The sequence below is a fragment of the Kutzneria sp. CA-103260 genome, assembly GCF_018263855.1.
Classification (GTDB): domain Bacteria; phylum Actinomycetota; class Actinomycetes; order Mycobacteriales; family Pseudonocardiaceae; genus Kutzneria.
On the sequence record NZ_CP073318.1, the window covers coordinates 11,051,165 to 11,067,462 of the forward strand.

At 71.2% G+C, this 16,298-nt stretch carries 15 protein-coding genes; 10 read left to right on the forward strand and 5 right to left on the reverse strand.

The genetic code is table 11. The features are described from left to right. The first annotated feature begins 42 nt into the window (after window positions 1-42). The 3 genes from JJ691_RS49685 to JJ691_RS49695 are packed head-to-tail and all read left to right on the forward strand — an operon-like array spanning window position 43 to window position 2,410. Window positions 43-1,113: a nucleotide disphospho-sugar-binding domain-containing protein gene (locus tag JJ691_RS49685; protein ID WP_211766319.1), complete on the forward strand. Its 1,071-nt coding sequence runs from the start codon at window positions 43-45 to the stop codon at window positions 1,111-1,113. After that, window positions 1,114-1,602: a GNAT family N-acetyltransferase gene (locus JJ691_RS49690; protein WP_211766320.1), complete on the forward strand. Its 489-nt coding sequence runs from the start codon at window positions 1,114-1,116 to the stop codon at window positions 1,600-1,602. A gap of 10 nt (window positions 1,603-1,612) precedes the next feature. After that, window positions 1,613-2,410 (forward strand): helix-turn-helix domain-containing protein, encoded by a 798-nt coding sequence (locus JJ691_RS49695; protein WP_211766321.1) that lies wholly within the window; start codon window positions 1,613-1,615, stop codon window positions 2,408-2,410. Here the strand turns inward: JJ691_RS49695 and JJ691_RS49700 are convergent. Further along, window positions 2,394-3,401: a DUF2293 domain-containing protein gene (locus JJ691_RS49700; protein ID WP_211766322.1), complete on the reverse strand. Its 1,008-nt coding sequence runs from the start codon at window positions 3,399-3,401 to the stop codon at window positions 2,394-2,396. The genes JJ691_RS49695 and JJ691_RS49700 overlap by 17 nt on opposite strands. A 24-nt stretch (window positions 3,402-3,425) precedes the next feature. Between JJ691_RS49700 and nudC the strand changes: the two genes are divergently transcribed. Next, window positions 3,426-4,226 carry an NAD(+) diphosphatase gene (gene nudC / locus JJ691_RS49705; RefSeq protein WP_211766323.1) on the forward strand — a complete coding sequence of 267 codons (801 nt, stop codon included), beginning with the start codon at window positions 3,426-3,428 and terminating at the stop codon, window positions 4,224-4,226. 58 nt (window positions 4,227-4,284) lie between these two features. Further along, window positions 4,285-4,713 (forward strand): CBS domain-containing protein, encoded by a 429-nt coding sequence (locus JJ691_RS49710; RefSeq protein ID WP_211766324.1) that lies wholly within the window; start codon window positions 4,285-4,287, stop codon window positions 4,711-4,713. A 173-nt stretch (window positions 4,714-4,886) separates the two neighbouring features. On the opposite strand, the gene JJ691_RS49715 is transcribed toward JJ691_RS49710, so the two are convergent. Beyond that, a complete protein-coding gene (locus JJ691_RS49715; protein WP_211766325.1) occupies window positions 4,887-7,082 on the reverse strand; it encodes a hypothetical protein in 2,196 nt (731 codons plus the stop codon). 57 nt (window positions 7,083-7,139) lie between these two features. Next, window positions 7,140-7,694 carry a TetR/AcrR family transcriptional regulator gene (locus JJ691_RS49720; protein WP_211766326.1) on the reverse strand — a complete coding sequence of 185 codons (555 nt, stop codon included), beginning with the start codon at window positions 7,692-7,694 and terminating at the stop codon, window positions 7,140-7,142. A gap of 92 nt (window positions 7,695-7,786) precedes the next feature. Here JJ691_RS49720 and JJ691_RS49725 point away from each other — a divergent pair, with 92 nt between their 5' ends. The 5 genes from JJ691_RS49725 (at window position 7,787) to JJ691_RS49745 (ending at window position 13,641) form a co-directional block, all read left to right on the forward strand. Then, window positions 7,787-8,830, forward strand: a complete 1,044-nt coding sequence (locus tag JJ691_RS49725; protein ID WP_211766327.1) for an aldo/keto reductase — start codon at window positions 7,787-7,789, stop codon at window positions 8,828-8,830. Window positions 8,831-8,867: 37 nt separating this feature from the next. After that, the gene (locus tag JJ691_RS49730) at window positions 8,868-9,923 is read left to right on the forward strand and encodes a DUF917 domain-containing protein (RefSeq protein WP_211766328.1); all 1,056 of its coding nucleotides are present in this window, start codon (window positions 8,868-8,870) and stop codon (window positions 9,921-9,923) included. Beyond that, window positions 9,920-11,383: a hypothetical protein gene (locus JJ691_RS49735; protein WP_211766329.1), complete on the forward strand. Its 1,464-nt coding sequence runs from the start codon at window positions 9,920-9,922 to the stop codon at window positions 11,381-11,383. Before JJ691_RS49730 ends, JJ691_RS49735 begins: the two co-directional genes overlap by 4 nt. A gap of 35 nt (window positions 11,384-11,418) precedes the next feature. Next, window positions 11,419-12,627 carry a D-alanyl-D-alanine carboxypeptidase family protein gene (locus tag JJ691_RS49740; protein WP_211766330.1) on the forward strand — a complete coding sequence of 403 codons (1,209 nt, stop codon included), beginning with the start codon at window positions 11,419-11,421 and terminating at the stop codon, window positions 12,625-12,627. Window positions 12,628-12,744: 117 nt separating this feature from the next. Then, complete coding sequence (locus JJ691_RS49745; RefSeq protein ID WP_211766331.1) at window positions 12,745-13,641, forward strand: glycosyl hydrolase family 18 protein; 897 nt, start codon at window positions 12,745-12,747, stop codon at window positions 13,639-13,641. A 90-nt stretch (window positions 13,642-13,731) separates the two neighbouring features. Here JJ691_RS49745 and JJ691_RS49750 read toward each other — a convergent pair whose 3' ends face one another. Together JJ691_RS49750 and JJ691_RS49755 are read right to left on the reverse strand one after the other, a co-directional pair. After that, the gene (locus JJ691_RS49750) at window positions 13,732-14,406 is read right to left on the reverse strand and encodes a S1 family peptidase (RefSeq protein ID WP_249227541.1); all 675 of its coding nucleotides are present in this window, start codon (window positions 14,404-14,406) and stop codon (window positions 13,732-13,734) included. Window positions 14,407-14,551: 145 nt separating this feature from the next. Then, window positions 14,552-16,243, reverse strand: a complete 1,692-nt coding sequence (locus JJ691_RS49755) for a PP2C family protein-serine/threonine phosphatase (RefSeq protein WP_211766332.1) — start codon at window positions 16,241-16,243, stop codon at window positions 14,552-14,554. Window positions 16,244-16,298 lie beyond the last annotated feature (55 nt).

Consider the following 16,298-nt stretch of genomic DNA (forward strand, 5'->3'; position numbering starts at 1 on the left):
GATCTCGCGTACCCACTCGTTCGACTCAGCAGGAGTTCTGCCATGCACATCGTGTTCATGGCCGTGCCCGAGCACGGCCATCTCAACCCCGGACTGCCCCTGGTGACCGAGCTGGTCGCCCGTGGACACCGGGTCAGCTACGCGATCACCGAGAAGTTCGCGGACCACGTCGCCGCGGCCGGCGCGACGCCCTCGCTCTACACCACGACGTTCCCGGAGCGCATGCCCGAGGACGGCGAAGCCGGCACGCGGATGTTCGTCGACGAGTTCCGGTCGGCCACGCCGCAGATCGAGGCGCTGTACGACAACGACCGGCCGGACGTGATCGTCTGCGACATCGGCGCGTTCCAGGGGACGGTGCTGGCCGACCGGTGGGGCGTCCCGGTGGTGCAGCTGTCGGCCAGTTACATCGCGATCCCCGGCAGCGACGCCGACGACTTCCCGAAGTTCGTTGCCGAGAACGGGATTCCGGACGCGCTGTTGACGCCGAGGCCGTGCCTGGTGGCGATGCCGCGTTCGTTCCAGTTCGACGCCCCGACCATCGACGGCACCTTCACGTTCGTCGGGCCGATGGGCACGCCGGAGCCATGGACGGCGCCGGACGACCGACCGGTGCTGCTGATCTCCCTCGGCTCCTCCTACACGGACCGGCCGGACTTCTTCCGCGACTGCCTGACCGCGTACGCGGACAACGGCTGGCACGTGGAGCTGGCGATCGGGAACTTCGTCGACCCGGCCGATCTCGGGCCCGTGCCGAGCAACTTCACGGTCAGCCGGTGGGTGCCGCAGGCGTCGATTCTCACGCGGGCCAACGCCTTCATCACCCACGCCGGCATGGGCGGCGTGATGGAGGCACTCGCCCAGGGGGTGCCGCTGATCGCCGTTCCGCAGGCGGTCGACCAGCTGCTCACCGGGCCGCGGATCGAGGAACTCGGCCTGGGGCAGCACATTCCCCGTGACGAGGTCACCGTGGAACGGCTGCGGGCCGCGCTGCACCACGTCAGCACGGACGAGAAGATCGCGGCCAACCTCGACGCCATCCGGCGGGAAATCCTGGCCAGTGGCGGGGTTCAGCGGGCGGCCGACATCGTGGAGTCCCAAGTGGAGGGTTAAGTGATCGAGGTGCGGGTGGCCGAGGCCGGCGAGCTGGCCGGTCTCGTGGCCGTCGAGGACGCCGCCGACGGGCTGTTCGGGGCGTACGGGATCGTGTTCCCGGCGAGTTCGGACATCGACGAGGTCGCGGACCCGGACGACGTGCTGGTCGTCGGCCGGCCGGCGGTCGGCTTCGCATACGTGGGGGACGTCGACGACGGCCTGCACCTGCACCAACTGGCCGTGCACCCGGATCACGGGCGCCGAGGCCTGGGGACCGCCCTGCTGGCGGCCGTGTTCGCACGCGCCGCCGGCCGGGCGGTCACGCTCACCACGTTCCGGCACATTCCCTGGAACGAGCCCTGGTACCGGGAGCGCGGCTTCAGCGAGGTGGTCGATCCCGGTCCAGAGCTCAAGCGCCTGGTCGAGGGCGAGGCCTGGCTGCGTGACCTGGGCGAACGCGTGACCCTTACGTCCAAGGTAATGGAGCAGCCGCCGAAGCGTGGGTAGCGTCGGCGGCATGACCACGGCGGAGATCAGGCAGCGGCCGGTCGGCGAGCTGCTGCGGCAGTGGCGGGAGCACCGCCGGCTGAGCCAGCTGGAGCTGTCCAACAAGGCCGAGGTGTCGACCCGGCACCTGAGCTTCCTGGAGACCGGCCGGTCCACGCCGAGCCGGGACATGGTGCTGCACCTGGCCGACCGGCTGGAGGTGCCGCTGCGGGAGCGGAACACGCTGCTGGTCTCCGCCGGCTACGCCCCGGTCTACACCAGGACGGCGCTGGACTCGCCGGAGATGGCGCAGGTGCGGGAGGCGGTCCGGCAGATCCTGACCGGGCACGACCCGTACCCGGCGGTGGTGGTGGACCGGCACTGGAACCTGTTGGACGCCAATTCCAGCGCGTCGTTCCTGACCGCCGGCGCGGCCGAGCACCTGACCGGGCCCTCGACGAACGTGCTGCGGCTGGCACTGCACCCGGAGGGCATGGCGCCGCAGATCATCAACCACGGGGAGTGGCGGTCGCACGTGCTCGGCCAGCTGCGGCGGCAGCTCGAATCGGTCGCCGATCCGGAGCTGACCGCGCTGTACGAGGAGTTGCGGGACTATCCGTGCGCCGACGCGTGGCCGGACATCGAGCTGATGCCGGCCGGCGACAATCTGGTGGTGCCGCTGCGGATCCGGCGCTGCGACGTGGAACTGTCGTTCTTCAGCACCATCGCCACCTTCGGCACGCCGCTGGACGTGACCGTGGCCGAGCTGGTCATCGAGTCGTTCTTCCCGGCCGACGAGGTGACCAGGACCTTCATGACCAGCTTGTGAGCATCTCGTCGATGCGCTGCCAGATCTGGTCCCGGGCCTCCTGACGGGGCACGCCCTTCATCAGCAGGGCGTCGTAGTCGGTGTCCTCGTGGCGTACGGAAGCGACGACGGCGTGCCGGACCGCCCGCTCGTCCAGGGCCCGGCCGGCGGCCGACCGCCCGACCCGGCCGCTGCCCCGCAACGCCGTGTGCCGGGCGATCGCCTCGGCCCGCTCGGCCGGAATCCTGGGGAACAGCAACCGGATCTCGGTCGTGAACTGCCCCACGAAGTTCTCGTCCCACTGGGCCCGGCGCTCGGCGTCCTTGACCCGACGGCGGGCCCGCAGCTCCTCGTCGTCGAAGCACTGCTGCTCGGCCCGGTCGAGGGCGTCCGGCTCGACCAGGATGCCCAGCCGCCAGGTCCGGCCGCGGCGACCCGGATCCGGCCGCACCGCGATCGCGGTGAGGCCGCTCTCCTTGCGGGCACGGCGGCTCAGCGTCGCGTTGCCGGCCTTGAGGAACACCAGGTGGTCCAGGTCGGCGCAGCTCATGCAGATCGCCGAGCCGGCGTCCATCATCAGCCACTTGTCGCCGTCGCCGCATTCCTCGCACTCGAACTCCTCGCGCGCCTCCAGCACGACGAGGTCCGGCACCTTCTTGTCGATGGTGGCCGGGTCGAGGCCGACCTTGGTGAAGGAGAGGTTGACCCACCGGTTGTCGCGATCGGCGGTGAAGCGGAGCGGGCGGCGGTCGCGGGTGGCCGACAGGTGGGGGTCGGTCCTCAGCGCGAACCGCTGGCCGCCCCAGCGCCGAAAGGCGTCCACCGCCTCCAGCAGCTTGTCGTCGTCCACGGAGATGGCCGTGGCGAGCGGGTCGAGCTCCCCGCGCTGCCAGCGGTCGACGTTGCGTTGGTGCACCCAGCCGAGCTCCAGCAGAACGTCGAGAAAACAGACCCGGCCACGACGGCTCACGAGGATCTCCGCGATGGTCTGCACGCGTGTGCTCAGCTGCATGCCCCTGACCATACGATCGGACGAGTGATCCCCTACAGCGGGCTGCGGCTCGACCGCGCCAGTGACCGCCGTTCCGACCCGGACTGGATCGCTTCGCTGCGGGCCAGCCCGGGCGCGCGGCTGCTGCCGTTCTGGCGGGACCGCTATGCCCCCGACAGCGAACCGGTCGGCGACGAGGTGCTGCTGGGCGTCGCGGACGGCGAGGGCGTGTTCGCGGTGGAGCTGGCCGAGGAACCGGCATCCACTGTGGACGTGCGGTCGCTGTTCGGTGACATCAGCGCCCAGGAGTCGGCCACTTTGGTGTACGCCAAGGCATTGCTGCACTGGAACCGCAACCAGCAGTTCTGCGGCGCCTGCGGCGGCGGCACCCGGCCGCGGCACGGCGGCAACGTCCGAGACTGCCTCGGCTGCGGCAAGGAGCTGTTCCCGCGGATCGAGCCGGCGGTCATCGTGCTCGTCGAGCACGAGGGCCGGGCGCTGTTCGGCCGGCACGTCCGGTCGGACCGGTTCTCCACCCTGGCCGGCTTCGTCGACCTCGGCGAGAGCCTGGAGGACGCGGTGCGGCGGGAGGTCGCCGAGGAGGCCGGCGTGGCCGTCGGCGACGTGCGCTACGTCGGCTCGCAGCCGTGGCCGTTCCCGGCCGGCCTGATGGTGGCGTTCCGGGCGCAGGCGCTGTCCGATGTCATCGATGTCGACGGCGACGAGCTGTCCGAGGCCGTCTGGCTCACTCCCGAGCAGGTCAGGGCCCATCACCTGCCCCGCTTCAAGGACTCGATCGGCGCCCACTTGATCGAAACATGGCTGGCAGCCCCGCGCGATTTGTGACGTGTGCCACTAGCCTGGGCATTTCAGGCTGCCCCTGCACCGATCGGAGGCGAGCACGATGCGTATCGCGGACGTCCTGCGGAGCAAAGGGTCGAGCGTGGCCACCGTGCCACCGTGGACCACGATCACCGAACTGGTCGCCGAGCTGGCCAAACACAATATCGGGGCGGTGGTCGTGCTGACGCCCGAGGGCGTGACCGGCATCGTGTCCGAACGCGACGTGGTGCGCCGGCTGGCCGAGCGCGGCGCGGAGCTGCTGGCCCGGCCGGTCTCGGAGATCATGACCACCTCGGTGTTCACCTGCACGTCCAACGACACCGTGGAGACCCTGTCGGTGCTGATGACCGAACGCCGCATCCGGCACGTGCCGGTGGTGGACAACGGCCGGCTGGTCGGCATCGTCAGCATCGGCGACGTGGTGAAGCGCCAGATCAGCAAGCTCCAGGAGGAGCAGGCCCAGCTGGAGCAGTACATCACCCAGGGCTGAGGTTTTTTTGCCGCGCGTTCCGCGCGGGGCTCGGCCCCTCGTGACCGGTGCCTTCCTTAGCCGGACTTCGATCGCCGCGTCGGCGCAGGTGGTGGGTTGCGTCGGGGTGCGGCGATCGAAATCCGGCGACAGTCCAGGCACCGGCGGGGCCTCGCGACTCTGGGGTGAACGGGTCAGTGGGCGGTCAGGGCGTACGCCTGCTCGTAGTTGCCGGACAGCGCGGTCACGCCGGTCAAGCCCGCGAGCGGTATCGGCGAGTCCGCCTCACCTCCGGTGTGGCCGGTGCCGAGCCGTCCGAACAGGTTGTCGCCCCAGATCCGGGCGGTGCCGTCGCCCAGCACAACGGCCGGGATGTGCCGGGCCAGCGCGGCGGTCCCGGTGACCGTGGTCTGCACGGGCGTCGGCTGGAGATCGGTGCTGTGTGAGCCGTTGCCGACGTCGCCGCTGTTGTTCGTGCCCCAGGACCAGACCGTGCCGTCCGACTTGAGCGCGTGCTGACCGGACAGCGCGGTGACACCGGTGAGCCCGGCCACCTGCACCGGCAGAGCTGAATCTCCCGCGAGCTGGTCGCCGGTGTTGTAGACCTTGGCGTTCGGGCCCCACACCCACACCGTCCCGTCGCCGCGGAGCGCCTCGCCGCCGGTATAGGCGGAGATCGCCGTCACGCCGGTCAGATTGTGCACCTGCACCGGAGTGGTGGTGCCGTCCGCGGTCGTGGTGCCGATGCCCAGTTCGCCGCTGGAGTTGGAACCCCACGCCCACACAGTGCCGTCGGACTTGAGCGCGTAGTCGGTCATGCCGCTGCCGGCGATCGCGGTGACGCCGGAGATTCCGGGCACCTGGGCGGTCGACGGGCCGATCTCCCAGACAGTGCCGTCGTCGCGCAGCGCGAACCCGGAGTATCCGTCGGTGGAGAGAGCGGTGACGTGGTCGAGGCCGAGCACGTGCACCGGAACGTCCGAGTAGCAGTCGCTGCCAGGGTAGTTGGCCGTCGCGGCGCAACTGGCGTTGTTGCCGAGTTCCCCATACGGGTTCGGGCCCCATGCCCAGACAGTGCCGTCATTACGCAGGGCAAAGGTGCCGCCGAAGCCGGCGATGCTGTCAGTGGCCACGATGTTGTCCAGGCCGAAGACCGGAGTGGGGGTCGGGGCAGCACTGGTGGTGTTGCGCCGGGTGCCCAGGTAGCCGCTGCCCCAGCCGTACACGCAGCCCTGGGCGCAGGTGAAGGGCGGGGCGAAGTAGGCGAAGACGTCCACGATGACATCCGTTGTGCCGTGGGCGTTGTAGAGGTCGATCTTGGCGTCGGGGCTGACGGCGACGGTGGCCGAGTTGGACACGGTCTGGCCGGCGACGAGGTTGAGGGTGGAGGCGTTGGGCCGCGACGCGCCGTGCGGGGCGACGGTGACGAAGGTGTTGGTGGTGGCGTCGGTGCCGGTCAGGTTGAGCACCACGGCGGTCGCGGTCGGCGGGATCAGCCCGGACAGGTCGACGGTGGTCGCGACGGGGCCGACGGGGACCGACGACCGGGTGTCGAGCGCCCGGGACGACGAGATCGTGCTGAACGTCGCCGGGGCGGTGGGCGCGTAGTAGCCGGCGAGGTCGGCGATCAGGTCGACGGAGCCGTGCGCGTTGTACAGGTCGATCTTGCCGCCCGCGCCCAACGGAACCGTGACGCCGTTGGGGGTGTCCACGCCGGGAGTCAGGTTGAGGCTGGAGGAGTTGGGCCGCGCCACGCCGTGCGGCCAGGCGGTGACGAAGGTGTTGGTGGAAGCGTTGGTGCCGGTCAGGTTGAGCACCACGGCGGTCGCGTTGGCCGGCACGCTGCCCGAAAGGTCGAGCGTGTACGTCGCGTTGTCGCCGACGACGCCGATGCCGTTGCGGGTGTCGAGCACCCGCGCCGGGCTCTGCGCGGCCAGCCCGGTGCTGGCCGACGGCGAGTAGTAGCCCTCCAGGTCGGCGACGAGGTCCACGGAGCCGGAGTGGTTGTACAGATCGATCTTGTGGCCGGCCCGCAGTTCGACGGTGACGGCGTTGGGGATGTCCCGGCCCGGCACCAGGTTGAGGTTCGAGGTGATCGGCCGCTGGCCTCCGTCCGGCCACGCCGTGACGAAGGTGTTGGCGGTGACGTCGGTGGCCGTCACGTTCAGCAGCACGGCGGTGGCGTCCGCCGGCACGCTGCCGGACAGGTCCAGCACCCGCGTCGAGTCGGACTGCACCGGACCGCCGGTGACGCGGGTGTCGAGCACCCGGTTCGGCGTGACGGCCGTGAAACCGTTGCCGGTTCCGGATGCCGGCGCCGCCGACGCCGTCACCGGCGGGAGAGCCAGGCCCGCTAACAGCGCGCAGGCGACAACGGAGATGATCCGCACGTAGAGCCCCCTAGACGAGAATTCGTCCCCCGACCTGGGTGCACTGTACGGCGGCGGTCACATGCCGCGCAGTCCGCCGACCAAAGTCTGGGTCACCAGCGCGGCCAGCGTGTCCGGCTCGTTGCCGGTGTCGGCCCGGCGCTCGATCGCCTCGTGCAGCAGCGCGAAGTAGACCCGCACGGCCCAGTCCAGGTCGGTGTCGGGCGCGATCGTGCCGGAGTCGGCCAGCCGCTGGAACATCGCCCGGTTCTTGGCCATGAGCCGACCGATCACGTCCTCGTGCGCGGCCGAGGGCCCGATGTCGTGGAACCGCCAGGCGGCCTTGACGCGGATGTAGCCGGCGGTCATCTCGTGCAGCGCGACCAGTGGCGGCGCGGTCTGCGGCCGGCTGTCGTCGAGGACCGCTTCCATCTGCTCCAGCATGTCCTGCATCAGGGCGTCCAGCAGCGCCTCGCGGCTGGCGAAGCGCCGGTGCACGGTGGTGCGGGCGACGCCGGCCTCGTCGGCGATCTGCTGGAGCGTGGCCGCCGGATCCCGCGCCAGCGCCCGCCTGGCGGCGTCGAGGATGGCGCGCACCGTCCGTTCGGAGTCGGCGCGCAGCGATCGGGTCACGTGACCATGGTAGTTGGCGACATCACGGTTGCGCATTCCGTCAAAGTGGCTACATTGGTGTTGCAACTCCAACCTTAGTGGGGACTTACGCGATGCAGATGCGTGTTCTGGGTGGCACTGGCATCAAGGTCAGTGCGTACTGCTTCGGCGCCATGAACTTCGGCAACTGGGCCAACACCGACCACGACGACGCGGCCGGCATCATCAACGCCGCGCTGGACGCCGGGATCAACTTCATCGACACCGCCGACGTGTACTCGGCCGGCGAGTCGGAGCGGATCGTCGGCAAGGCGATCAAGAGCCGGCGCGAGGACGTCGTGCTGGCCACCAAGTTCCACAACCCGATGGGCGAGGGCGTCAACCGGCGGGGCAACTCGCGCCACTGGATCACGCGGGCGGTCGAGGACAGCCTGCGCCGGCTGGACACCGACTACATCGACGTCTACCAGGCCCACCGGCCGGACCCGGACACCGACATCGAGGAGACCCTGTCCGCGCTGACCGACCTGGTGCGGGCCGGCAAGATCCGGGCCTTCGGCTCCTCGACGTTCCCGGCCGAGCAGATCGTCGAGGCCCACTGGGCCTCGGAGAAGCGCGGCTACGAGCGGCTGCGCACCGAGCAGCCGCCGTACTCGATCCTCAACCGCGCCATCGAGTCCGCGGTGCTGCCCACGACCCAGCGCTACGGCATGGGCGTGCTGGTGTGGAGCCCGCTGGCCATGGGCTGGCTGTCCGGCAAGTACCACAAGGACGTCGACCTGACCAAGGGCCGGGCCGCGATGGTGCCGAGCCAGTTCGACCCGTCGCTGCCGGGCAACGCGCCCAAGGTGGCCGCGGTCGAACAGCTGGTCAAGATCGCCGCCGACGCCGGTGTCTCGCTGGTCCACCTGGCGATGGCCTTCGCCGTCGCGCACCCGGGCGTCACCTCGGCGATCATCGGCCCGCGCACCCGCGAGCAGTTGGACGACCTGGTCGCCGGCGCCGCGGTGCGGCTGGACGACGACGTGCTGGACCGGATCGACGAAGTGGTCGCGCCGGGCACCGCGATCAACGCCGGCGACTCCTTCTACACGCCGCGGGCGATCAGCGAGACCTCGTTGCGCCGTCGCCCGATCGCCACCCGATCGGCCGCCTGACACTGGCGCTGCGTCGCCGGGTGATTACCATCGCGGCATGCACCTGGCCGGGGGACTCCTGCGCGACTTCGCTCGGGGCTGCGACGTGCTCGGTGGCGGGGGCGGAAGCCAGGCGCGGCACGCGCTGCCGCTGGCCGCCCACGCCATCGAGCAGACCGGCCCGGTGCAGGTCGTCGAGGTCGGCGAGCTGCCGTCCGAAGGCCTGGTGATGCCGTGCTCGTTCCTCGGCGCGCCGGCGATCGGGGCCGAGCGGATCGGCACCGGCCGCGAGGCCGCCACCCTCCGCGGCCACCTGGAGCGGCACTTCGGGCAACCGGTCGTGGCCATGTTGTGCAACGGAATCGGCGGCATCCACGGCGGCATCTCGGTCGTGCTGGCCGCCCACGCCGGGCTGCCCCTGCTGGACGCCGACGGCATGGGGCGGGCCTTCCCCGGCATGTCCCTGGTGTCGATGCACCTGGCCGGCGTCGCCCCGGAGCCGGTGCTCCTGGCCGACGAGCACGATCGCGTGGTGGCGGTGCACGCCGGCGGCGTCTGGGCGGAGCGGATGGCCCGCTCGGTGGTCGTCGGCTTCGGCGACCGGGGCGTGAGCAGCGAGTACGTGATGACGGTGGACCAGGTCGCCGGCGCGGTCATCGAAGGCTCCGTCAGCAAGGCGCTGCGCATCGGCGAGCTGATCGGCCAAGCCGCGTCGGTTGCCGACGCGGCGCGGGCCATCGCCGCCGAGTTCGACGGCGTGCTGATCGCCGAGGGCAAAGTCACCGCCGCGCTGCCGGAACCGGGGCGGCACACCTCCGCGACCATCGAGGGCACCGGCTCGGACCTCGGCCGCCGGCTACGGCTGGAGGTCGGCGACGAGCACCTGGCCGTCATCGAGGACGGCCAGGCCATCGCCACGGTGCCGGACATCATCACCGTCTTCGACACGTACACCGGCGAAACGCTCGGCGCCGGCGAGCTGCGCTACGGCCAGCGGGTGGTGGCGCTGGCGCTGCCGTGCCCGGAGGTGTGGCGCACACCGGCCGGGCTGGACCTGGCCGGCCCGGCGGCGTTCGGGCTGGACCTGCCGTACCGGCCGGTGGTCGCGTCATGACCCCGGACCGCAGCTGCCGCATCGGCATCTCCATGGAGCGCGACCGGTTCGCGGCCGCCGTGGTGGAGAGCGACGGCACCGTGCTGGCCTCGGTCGAGCGGCCGACGCCGACCGCGGCCGTCACCGCCGTGCTGCCGGTGCTGCTCGAGGAGCTGATGGCCCAGGCCGGGCCGCGCGGCGTCGACCTGGAGCACATCCAGCAGGTGATGATCGGCGTCAGCGAGGTCGACGGCCTGGCCGGCCTGCCCGGCGCCGACCCCGCCTGGCGGCGCTGGCCCGGGCAGCTGGGGCCGGTCGCGGTGGTGCGGCTCGGGGCGGCGACGACCTCCATGCCGCCGCTGGCCGGCTGGCCGGACTCGCTGCGGGCCACGGTCTCGATCGCCGAGACCTGCCTGGCCGGAGGGGCCCGCCTGGACGGCAGCGACTTCGAGCCGCTGGACACCGCCGGGCTGGTGGCGTTCGCCCGCAAGATCGCCGGCCGGGTCAACGCCGTCGCGGTGAGCAGCGTGTTCGCCTCCGTCGCCCCCGGGCACGAGCTGGCCGCCGCCGGGCTGCTGCGGGCCGAGCTCGGCGACTCCGTGCCGATCCTGCTCTCCCACGAGATGGGCGGCTCCGGGCTGCTGGAGCGGGAGAACGCCACCGTGTTGCAGGCCGCGCTGATCCGCCGGGCCTGGGGTGCGGCGCACCGGCTGCGCCGCTCACTCGTGGACTGCGGCCTGGCCCACGCGGAGCCGTTCCTGGCCCGCAACGACGGCTCGATCATGACCGTCGACTACGCCCTGACCCGGCCGCTGCTGCTGCACGGTGCCACAGCGGCGACCGGCGCCCGGGGCGCGGCCCTGCTGGCCGGCGAGCCGGAGGCGCTGGTCGCGTTCACCGACGTCGACGGCGCGCCGACGGCCGTGTGCTCGGTGACCGCCGGCTCGGCGCAGCTCGCCGCCAGCTCCACAATGATCGGTGGCCTGCGGACCGGGTTGCGCACCGTCGCCCTCGTGCCCACGCATCCGCCGATCGGCGGCACCGGGCGCGGGCTGCCGCAGCTGGCCGAGGCCGTGGACCGGGCCAAGGGCTCGCCGCGGGACCTGCCACTGCTGGTGATCGGGCCGGGCGCGGAGAAGCTCGTGGACACCCTGCCCGGGCCGCTGCCCGGCACCACGCTGGTGTGCTGCCCGCCGCGGGCGGACGCCGCCGTTGCGGTCGGTGTCGCCCTCGCCCCCGTCGGCGGGGAGGCGGTGCGGATGTTCAGCGCCACCAGCCCGCACGGCGACGACATCCGCCATCGGGTGAAAGAGCAGGCGCGGGCCGCCGCCGTGCACGCCGGGGCCGATCCGGCGACCGTCGCCGTGACCGACGTCGAGGAGTCCACGGTTCCCCACGTCAGTGAGCCGACCGTGCTGCTGCGCGTGCGCGCCGAGGGGCCGCCGCGGGTCGGCTGGCGGCGTACATACGAGCGGTCTTGACACCGGGCTGACCGGATTTCCGGCTACCCTGCTGTGTGCCCCGACGACTGCTGCGCCTGTTGGTTGCCCTGTTCGTCCTCATCTGCACGACAGGCGCCCCGAGAGCGGCGGCCGACCCGGCCGGCTGCGAGTTCCGGTCCGCGCCGCCGCCGGCCGTCGACGCGTCCGAAAAGCCGGCCCCGGGCCAGCAGCCGCCGGCCCCGCTGCCGGTGCCGGCCACGCCCGTCGGCGGTTCCCGGATGGCCGAGTGCGGGCCGGTGATCCCGACCGGGGCCGGGAAGCCGCCGGCCAACCAGTTCGAGTCGTGGGTGCTGGCCGACCTCGACACCGGCAAGGTGCTGGCCGCCCAGGACCCGCACGCCCGGCAGCGCCCGGCGTCGCTGATCAAGGTGCTGCTGTCGCTGGTGGCCATGCGTGAGCTGAAGATGGACACCGTGGTCACCGGCACCACGGACGACGCCAACCAGGACGGCACCCGGGTCGGCATCGGGCCGGACGGCAAGTACACCAACGACCAGATCTTCCACGCCCTGCTCATGCACTCCGGCAACGACTGCGCGCACGCCCTGGCCACGCAGCTCGGCGGCGTCGAGCAGACCGTGGCCAAGATGAACGCCCTGGCCAAAAGCCTTGGGGCACTGGACACCCGCACCGCCTCGCCGGCCGGCCTCGACGGGCCCGGCATGGTCTCCTCCGCCTACGACCTGGCCGTGCTGTTCCGGGTTGCCATGCAGGACAAGCGTTTCGCGGACGCCGTGGGCACCCAGCAGTTGCAGTTCCCCGGCTGGGGCAACAAGCCCGGCTTCATCGTCGCCAACGACAACCCGCTGCTCTACAACTACCCCGGCGACCTGGGCGGCAAGACCGGCTACACCGACGACGCCCTGCACACCTACATCAACGCCGCCCAGCGGGACGGCACCCGCATCGTCTTCGTCGGCATGCGCGGCACCATGAGCCCGGTGACCCAGATGTACGCCCAGTCCCAGCCGATGATGGACTACGGCTTCGCCCTCAAGGCCACCGGCGCGCAGCCCGTCGGTCAACTCGTCGACGCCGACCCGACCGCCGTGAAGCCCGCCCTCACCACCACCCCCGCTCCGCCCGCCCAGTCCCAGCACGTCCTGGCCTCCGGCCAGTCCGAACCGGGCTTCTCCCTCACCGCGGCCCTCGCCGTGCTGGCCCTGCTCGTCGTCCTCGCCGCCGTCATCTACATCGGCATCCGCCGCCGCCGCGCCAGCTAGACGTCCACTCGAAACGCCGGTATCGGCACCTGCCACGCATCACCAGCAGTCAAGGGTCAATGACAAAAGCCGCCAGTTCGCTTGAGTCTTCCGTAGCGGCATTCCTACGCTCCGTCAATGCGGAGTCTGTCGATCCTGCTCGCTGCTCTGTTGTCCGTGGCGTTCGCCCTGCCGGCGGCCGCGGCGACCACCGACAAGCGCGTTGTCGTCTACTACCAGACCCAGTACAGCAACGGCGCGTATGTGTCGCCGCTGCCGTTGCTCACCAACAACACCGGTGTCACCGACGTCGAGGTCGCGGCGATCCACCTCGACGACAACAGTGTCGTGCACCTCAACGACGATCCGCCCGACGCGGCCAAGTTCACCCAGATGTGGCAGGACCTGGCCACGATGCAGGCCCAGGGCGTGCACGTGCTCGCCATGGTCGGCGGCGCCGCGCAGGGTAGCTTCCAGCGGCTGGACACCCAGTTCGACACCTACTACCCGTTGCTGCACAACCTGATCACCACGTACCACCTCGACGGTGTCGATCTCGACGTCGAGGAGGACATGTCGCTCGCCGGCATGGAGCGGTTGGTCGACCAACTGCGCTCCGACTTCGGCTCGGGTTTCGACATCGCGCTCGCGCCGGTCGCCAGCGCGCTGAACGGCGGCGGCAACCTGTCCGGCTTCAGCTACGACTCCCTGATGCAGGACCGGGGTTCGTCCATCTCCTTCCTCAATGCCCAGTTCTACAGCGGCTTCGGCAGCATGGCGACGACCGACGACTACGAGTCGATCCTCGGCCGCGGCCTGGTGCCCGCGAGCAAACTCGTCGCCGGCACGCTCACCAGTTCCGACAACGGCAGCGGCTTCGTGCCGGTCGAGACCGTGCAGAGCACCGTGCGCAGCCTGGTGTCCTCGCACTCCGACTTCGGCGGCGTCGCGGGCTGGGAGTACTTCAACTCCCAGCCCGGAGGCGCCGCGGCCCCGTGGCAGTGGGCCTCGGCAATGTCCTCGGCCCAGCAGTGACCCGCGAGTCCCGCCCTCGGCCGACCATGCCACTGGTTTGTGAGGTTCGCTCGACTTCGGCCGGGCGGGACTCGTCGTGGTGCCCCGCCGTCAACTTCGTTGGCTGCCTATCTGCTGCTCGATCCAGGACAGGTGCTGGGCGATACCGGTGGACAGTGTGCTTGTCGCGCACTCGCCGCCATTGTCGCCAGGGCCGGTCGTCTCACCGACCAGTGTCCAGTCACCGGTGCTGCCGACGAGTGCCGGGCCGCCCGAGTCACCGTGACACGCCGAGTGCGTCCGGTCACCGGAGACGCACACATCGCCCATACCGCCACCGCCCGCCAGGCATTTGCTGCTCGACAGCACCGTCAAGTCGATCTGTTGCAGGGTGTGCGGCGTCGCGCATGCCGGCCAACTCGTGCAGCCCCAGCCGAGCAAGCGCACCGCGGTACCCGCCGCGGGGTTGCTCTGTGGCAACTTGACCGGGGTGGAGTGCGCCGCCTTGCTCAGACGCATCATCGCCAGGTCGGTGCCGGGCTTGCTGACGACCTTGTCGATTTTGCCGACCTCGCCACCGGAGTTGCTGTCCATCGATCCGATCCGACCGGTGGAGGCTCTACCACAGTGGTTGGCCGTGACGATCCACTGCGGCGCGACCAGGCTGCCGCCGCAGCTGTTGCTCAGCGCGACGATGAAGGAGTAAGGCTCGGTGGCGTTGCGACCACCGATGATGTTGGTGTGCGGGGGAGCGGGCGACGCGGCCGCGGCCGCGGGCACCGACATTCCCAAGATCGTGGCAGACACTGCCACCGCCGTCAGGACAACTGTGCGCGTGGACATCCTCATCGTTCAGGCGTAAACCTGAGCCGCTCGCAGCAGCGCGGGACGCGCCGACGAGTGGCTGGCCGATGCTGGCCATTGAATCTTTTCAGACAGCCTGCAACGCCAGGAGGGCCACGTCGTCGTGGTCGCGGCCGGCGAGCCAGGCGTCGAGGAGGCGCTCGACGTGGTGGGTGAGGTGGTCGGCGGGCAGGCCGGCGCCGGAGCCGAGGGCATCGGTGAGGCGGTGGGCGCCGAACTGCTCGCTGCCGTCGGAGCCGCCGCGGGCCTCGGTGACGCCGTCGCTGTAGAGCAGGCAGACGTCGCCGGCGGAGAGGGTGACGGTGGCCTCGCCGAAGTGGGGATCGGGCAGCACGCCGACGAGGGTGCCGGGCACGGCGACCTCCTCGACGGCGCCGGAGGCCCGCAGCACGACGGGGGAGGGGTGGCCGCCGGAGGCGAGCCGGATGCGGACGGCGCCGGAGTCGAGGCGTTCCAGGGCGCCGACGACCAGGGTGGCGAAGCGGTTGTCGGCGCTGGTGAGAATGGCCTTGTTCAACAGGTGCAGCAGCTTGGTCGGCTCGGTCTCGACCAGCCGCAGCGCCTCGACGGTGTGGCGGATCCGGCCGGCCAGGGTGGCGGCCTCGACGCCGTTGCCGCAGACGTCGCCGAGCAGGAACAGGGCCCGGCCGTCGGATTCCGGGTACACGTCGTAGAAATCGCCGCCGACGCGGATGCTGCTCTGCGCCGGCCGGTAGCAGGCCGACCAGGCCACGCCGGGCGTCTCGGGCAGTTCGGCGGGCAGCAGGCTGGCCTCCAGCACCTCGGTGGCCCGGGCCTGCTCACTGTAGGAGTGGGCGGAGCTCAGCGCGGCCGCCGCCCGGCTGGCGTAGTCGCGCACGACGTCGAGCTGGTCCCCACGGGAATCGGCCCCACGGGAATCGGCCCCACGGGAATCGGCCCCACGGGAATCGGCCCCACGGGAATCGGCCCCACGGGAATCGGCCCCACGGGAATCGGCCCCATGGGAATCGGCCCCATGGGAATCGGCCCCATGGGAATCGACACTGTGGGAACCGTTGCCGGCCAACACCAACGCGCCCGCGTCCAGGCCCTCGTGCCGCAGCGGCACCACGGTCACCGCGTCGGGGACGGCGGAGTTGGCCGCCACCAACCAATCCAGCCGCGCGCCGGGGACCGGCTGCCCGGGCAGCGGCCGGGTGGTCGAACCAGAGAAGGCCTCGGCCAGCGTGGTGACCGACCGCAGCACGTGCTGACCGACCCGGCCGTGCTCGGTGTCGCCGCCGCGGGTGTACCGCCACCACTCGACGCGGCCCCGCCGCGAGGGCAGCACCACGGCGCAGCAGTCGGCCAGCGTCGGCACGGCCAGCTGGACGATGCTGCGCAGAGTCTCGTCACGGCGCAGAGAACTGCCCAGCAGCCGGCTGCTGTTGGCCAGAAACCGTGACTGCGCGCACTTCTCGCACCACGGCTCCTCCGGCTCGGCCGGATCACCATGCCACGCCACGTGGTCCGCGTCCAACTGAGTGGGTGTCCACAGCCAGGGCAGTCCCTGGCAGGTGGTTTCCACCGGGCCCTGCTCCGAACCAGTGAAACCGGCCACACCGGCGAGCTGGTCGCCGGGCCGCAGCTCGGGGAAGAGCTCGGTGGCACGACGGCTCACCACGCGCACCAGGCCGCGGCCGTCCCGCACCACCACCGCCCGGTCGGCAGCGTCCAGCAGCGCCTGCCACACGGCGGCGCCGACGGTTTCCTGCCTGCTCAGCGGTACTCCGCTCAACTCCGTTCCGGTCGATCCCGATCTGGTCGGCACGGGAATCCCAGGTGCGGAGCGT

Excerpts from the sequence above, each read along its gene's own strand:
- JJ691_RS49730 (WP_211766328.1), top strand. The coding sequence starts at position 8,868 with ATGCACCTGGCCGGGGGACTCCTGCGCGACTTCGCTCGGGGCTGCGAC.
- JJ691_RS49750 (WP_249227541.1), bottom strand. The coding sequence starts at position 14,406 with ATGTCGGTGCCCGCGGCCGCGGCCGCGTCGCCCGCTCCCCCGCACACC.
- JJ691_RS49710 (WP_211766324.1), top strand. The coding sequence starts at position 4,285 with ATGCGTATCGCGGACGTCCTGCGGAGCAAAGGGTCGAGCGTGGCCACC.
- JJ691_RS49735 (WP_211766329.1), top strand. The coding sequence starts at position 9,920 with ATGACCCCGGACCGCAGCTGCCGCATCGGCATCTCCATGGAGCGCGAC.
- JJ691_RS49725 (WP_211766327.1), top strand. The coding sequence starts at position 7,787 with ATGCAGATGCGTGTTCTGGGTGGCACTGGCATCAAGGTCAGTGCGTAC.
- JJ691_RS49695 (WP_211766321.1), top strand. The coding sequence starts at position 1,613 with ATGACCACGGCGGAGATCAGGCAGCGGCCGGTCGGCGAGCTGCTGCGG.
- JJ691_RS49745 (WP_211766331.1), top strand. The coding sequence starts at position 12,745 with ATGCGGAGTCTGTCGATCCTGCTCGCTGCTCTGTTGTCCGTGGCGTTC.
- JJ691_RS49700 (WP_211766322.1), bottom strand. The coding sequence starts at position 3,401 with ATGCAGCTGAGCACACGCGTGCAGACCATCGCGGAGATCCTCGTGAGC.
- JJ691_RS49685 (WP_211766319.1), top strand. The coding sequence starts at position 43 with ATGCACATCGTGTTCATGGCCGTGCCCGAGCACGGCCATCTCAACCCC.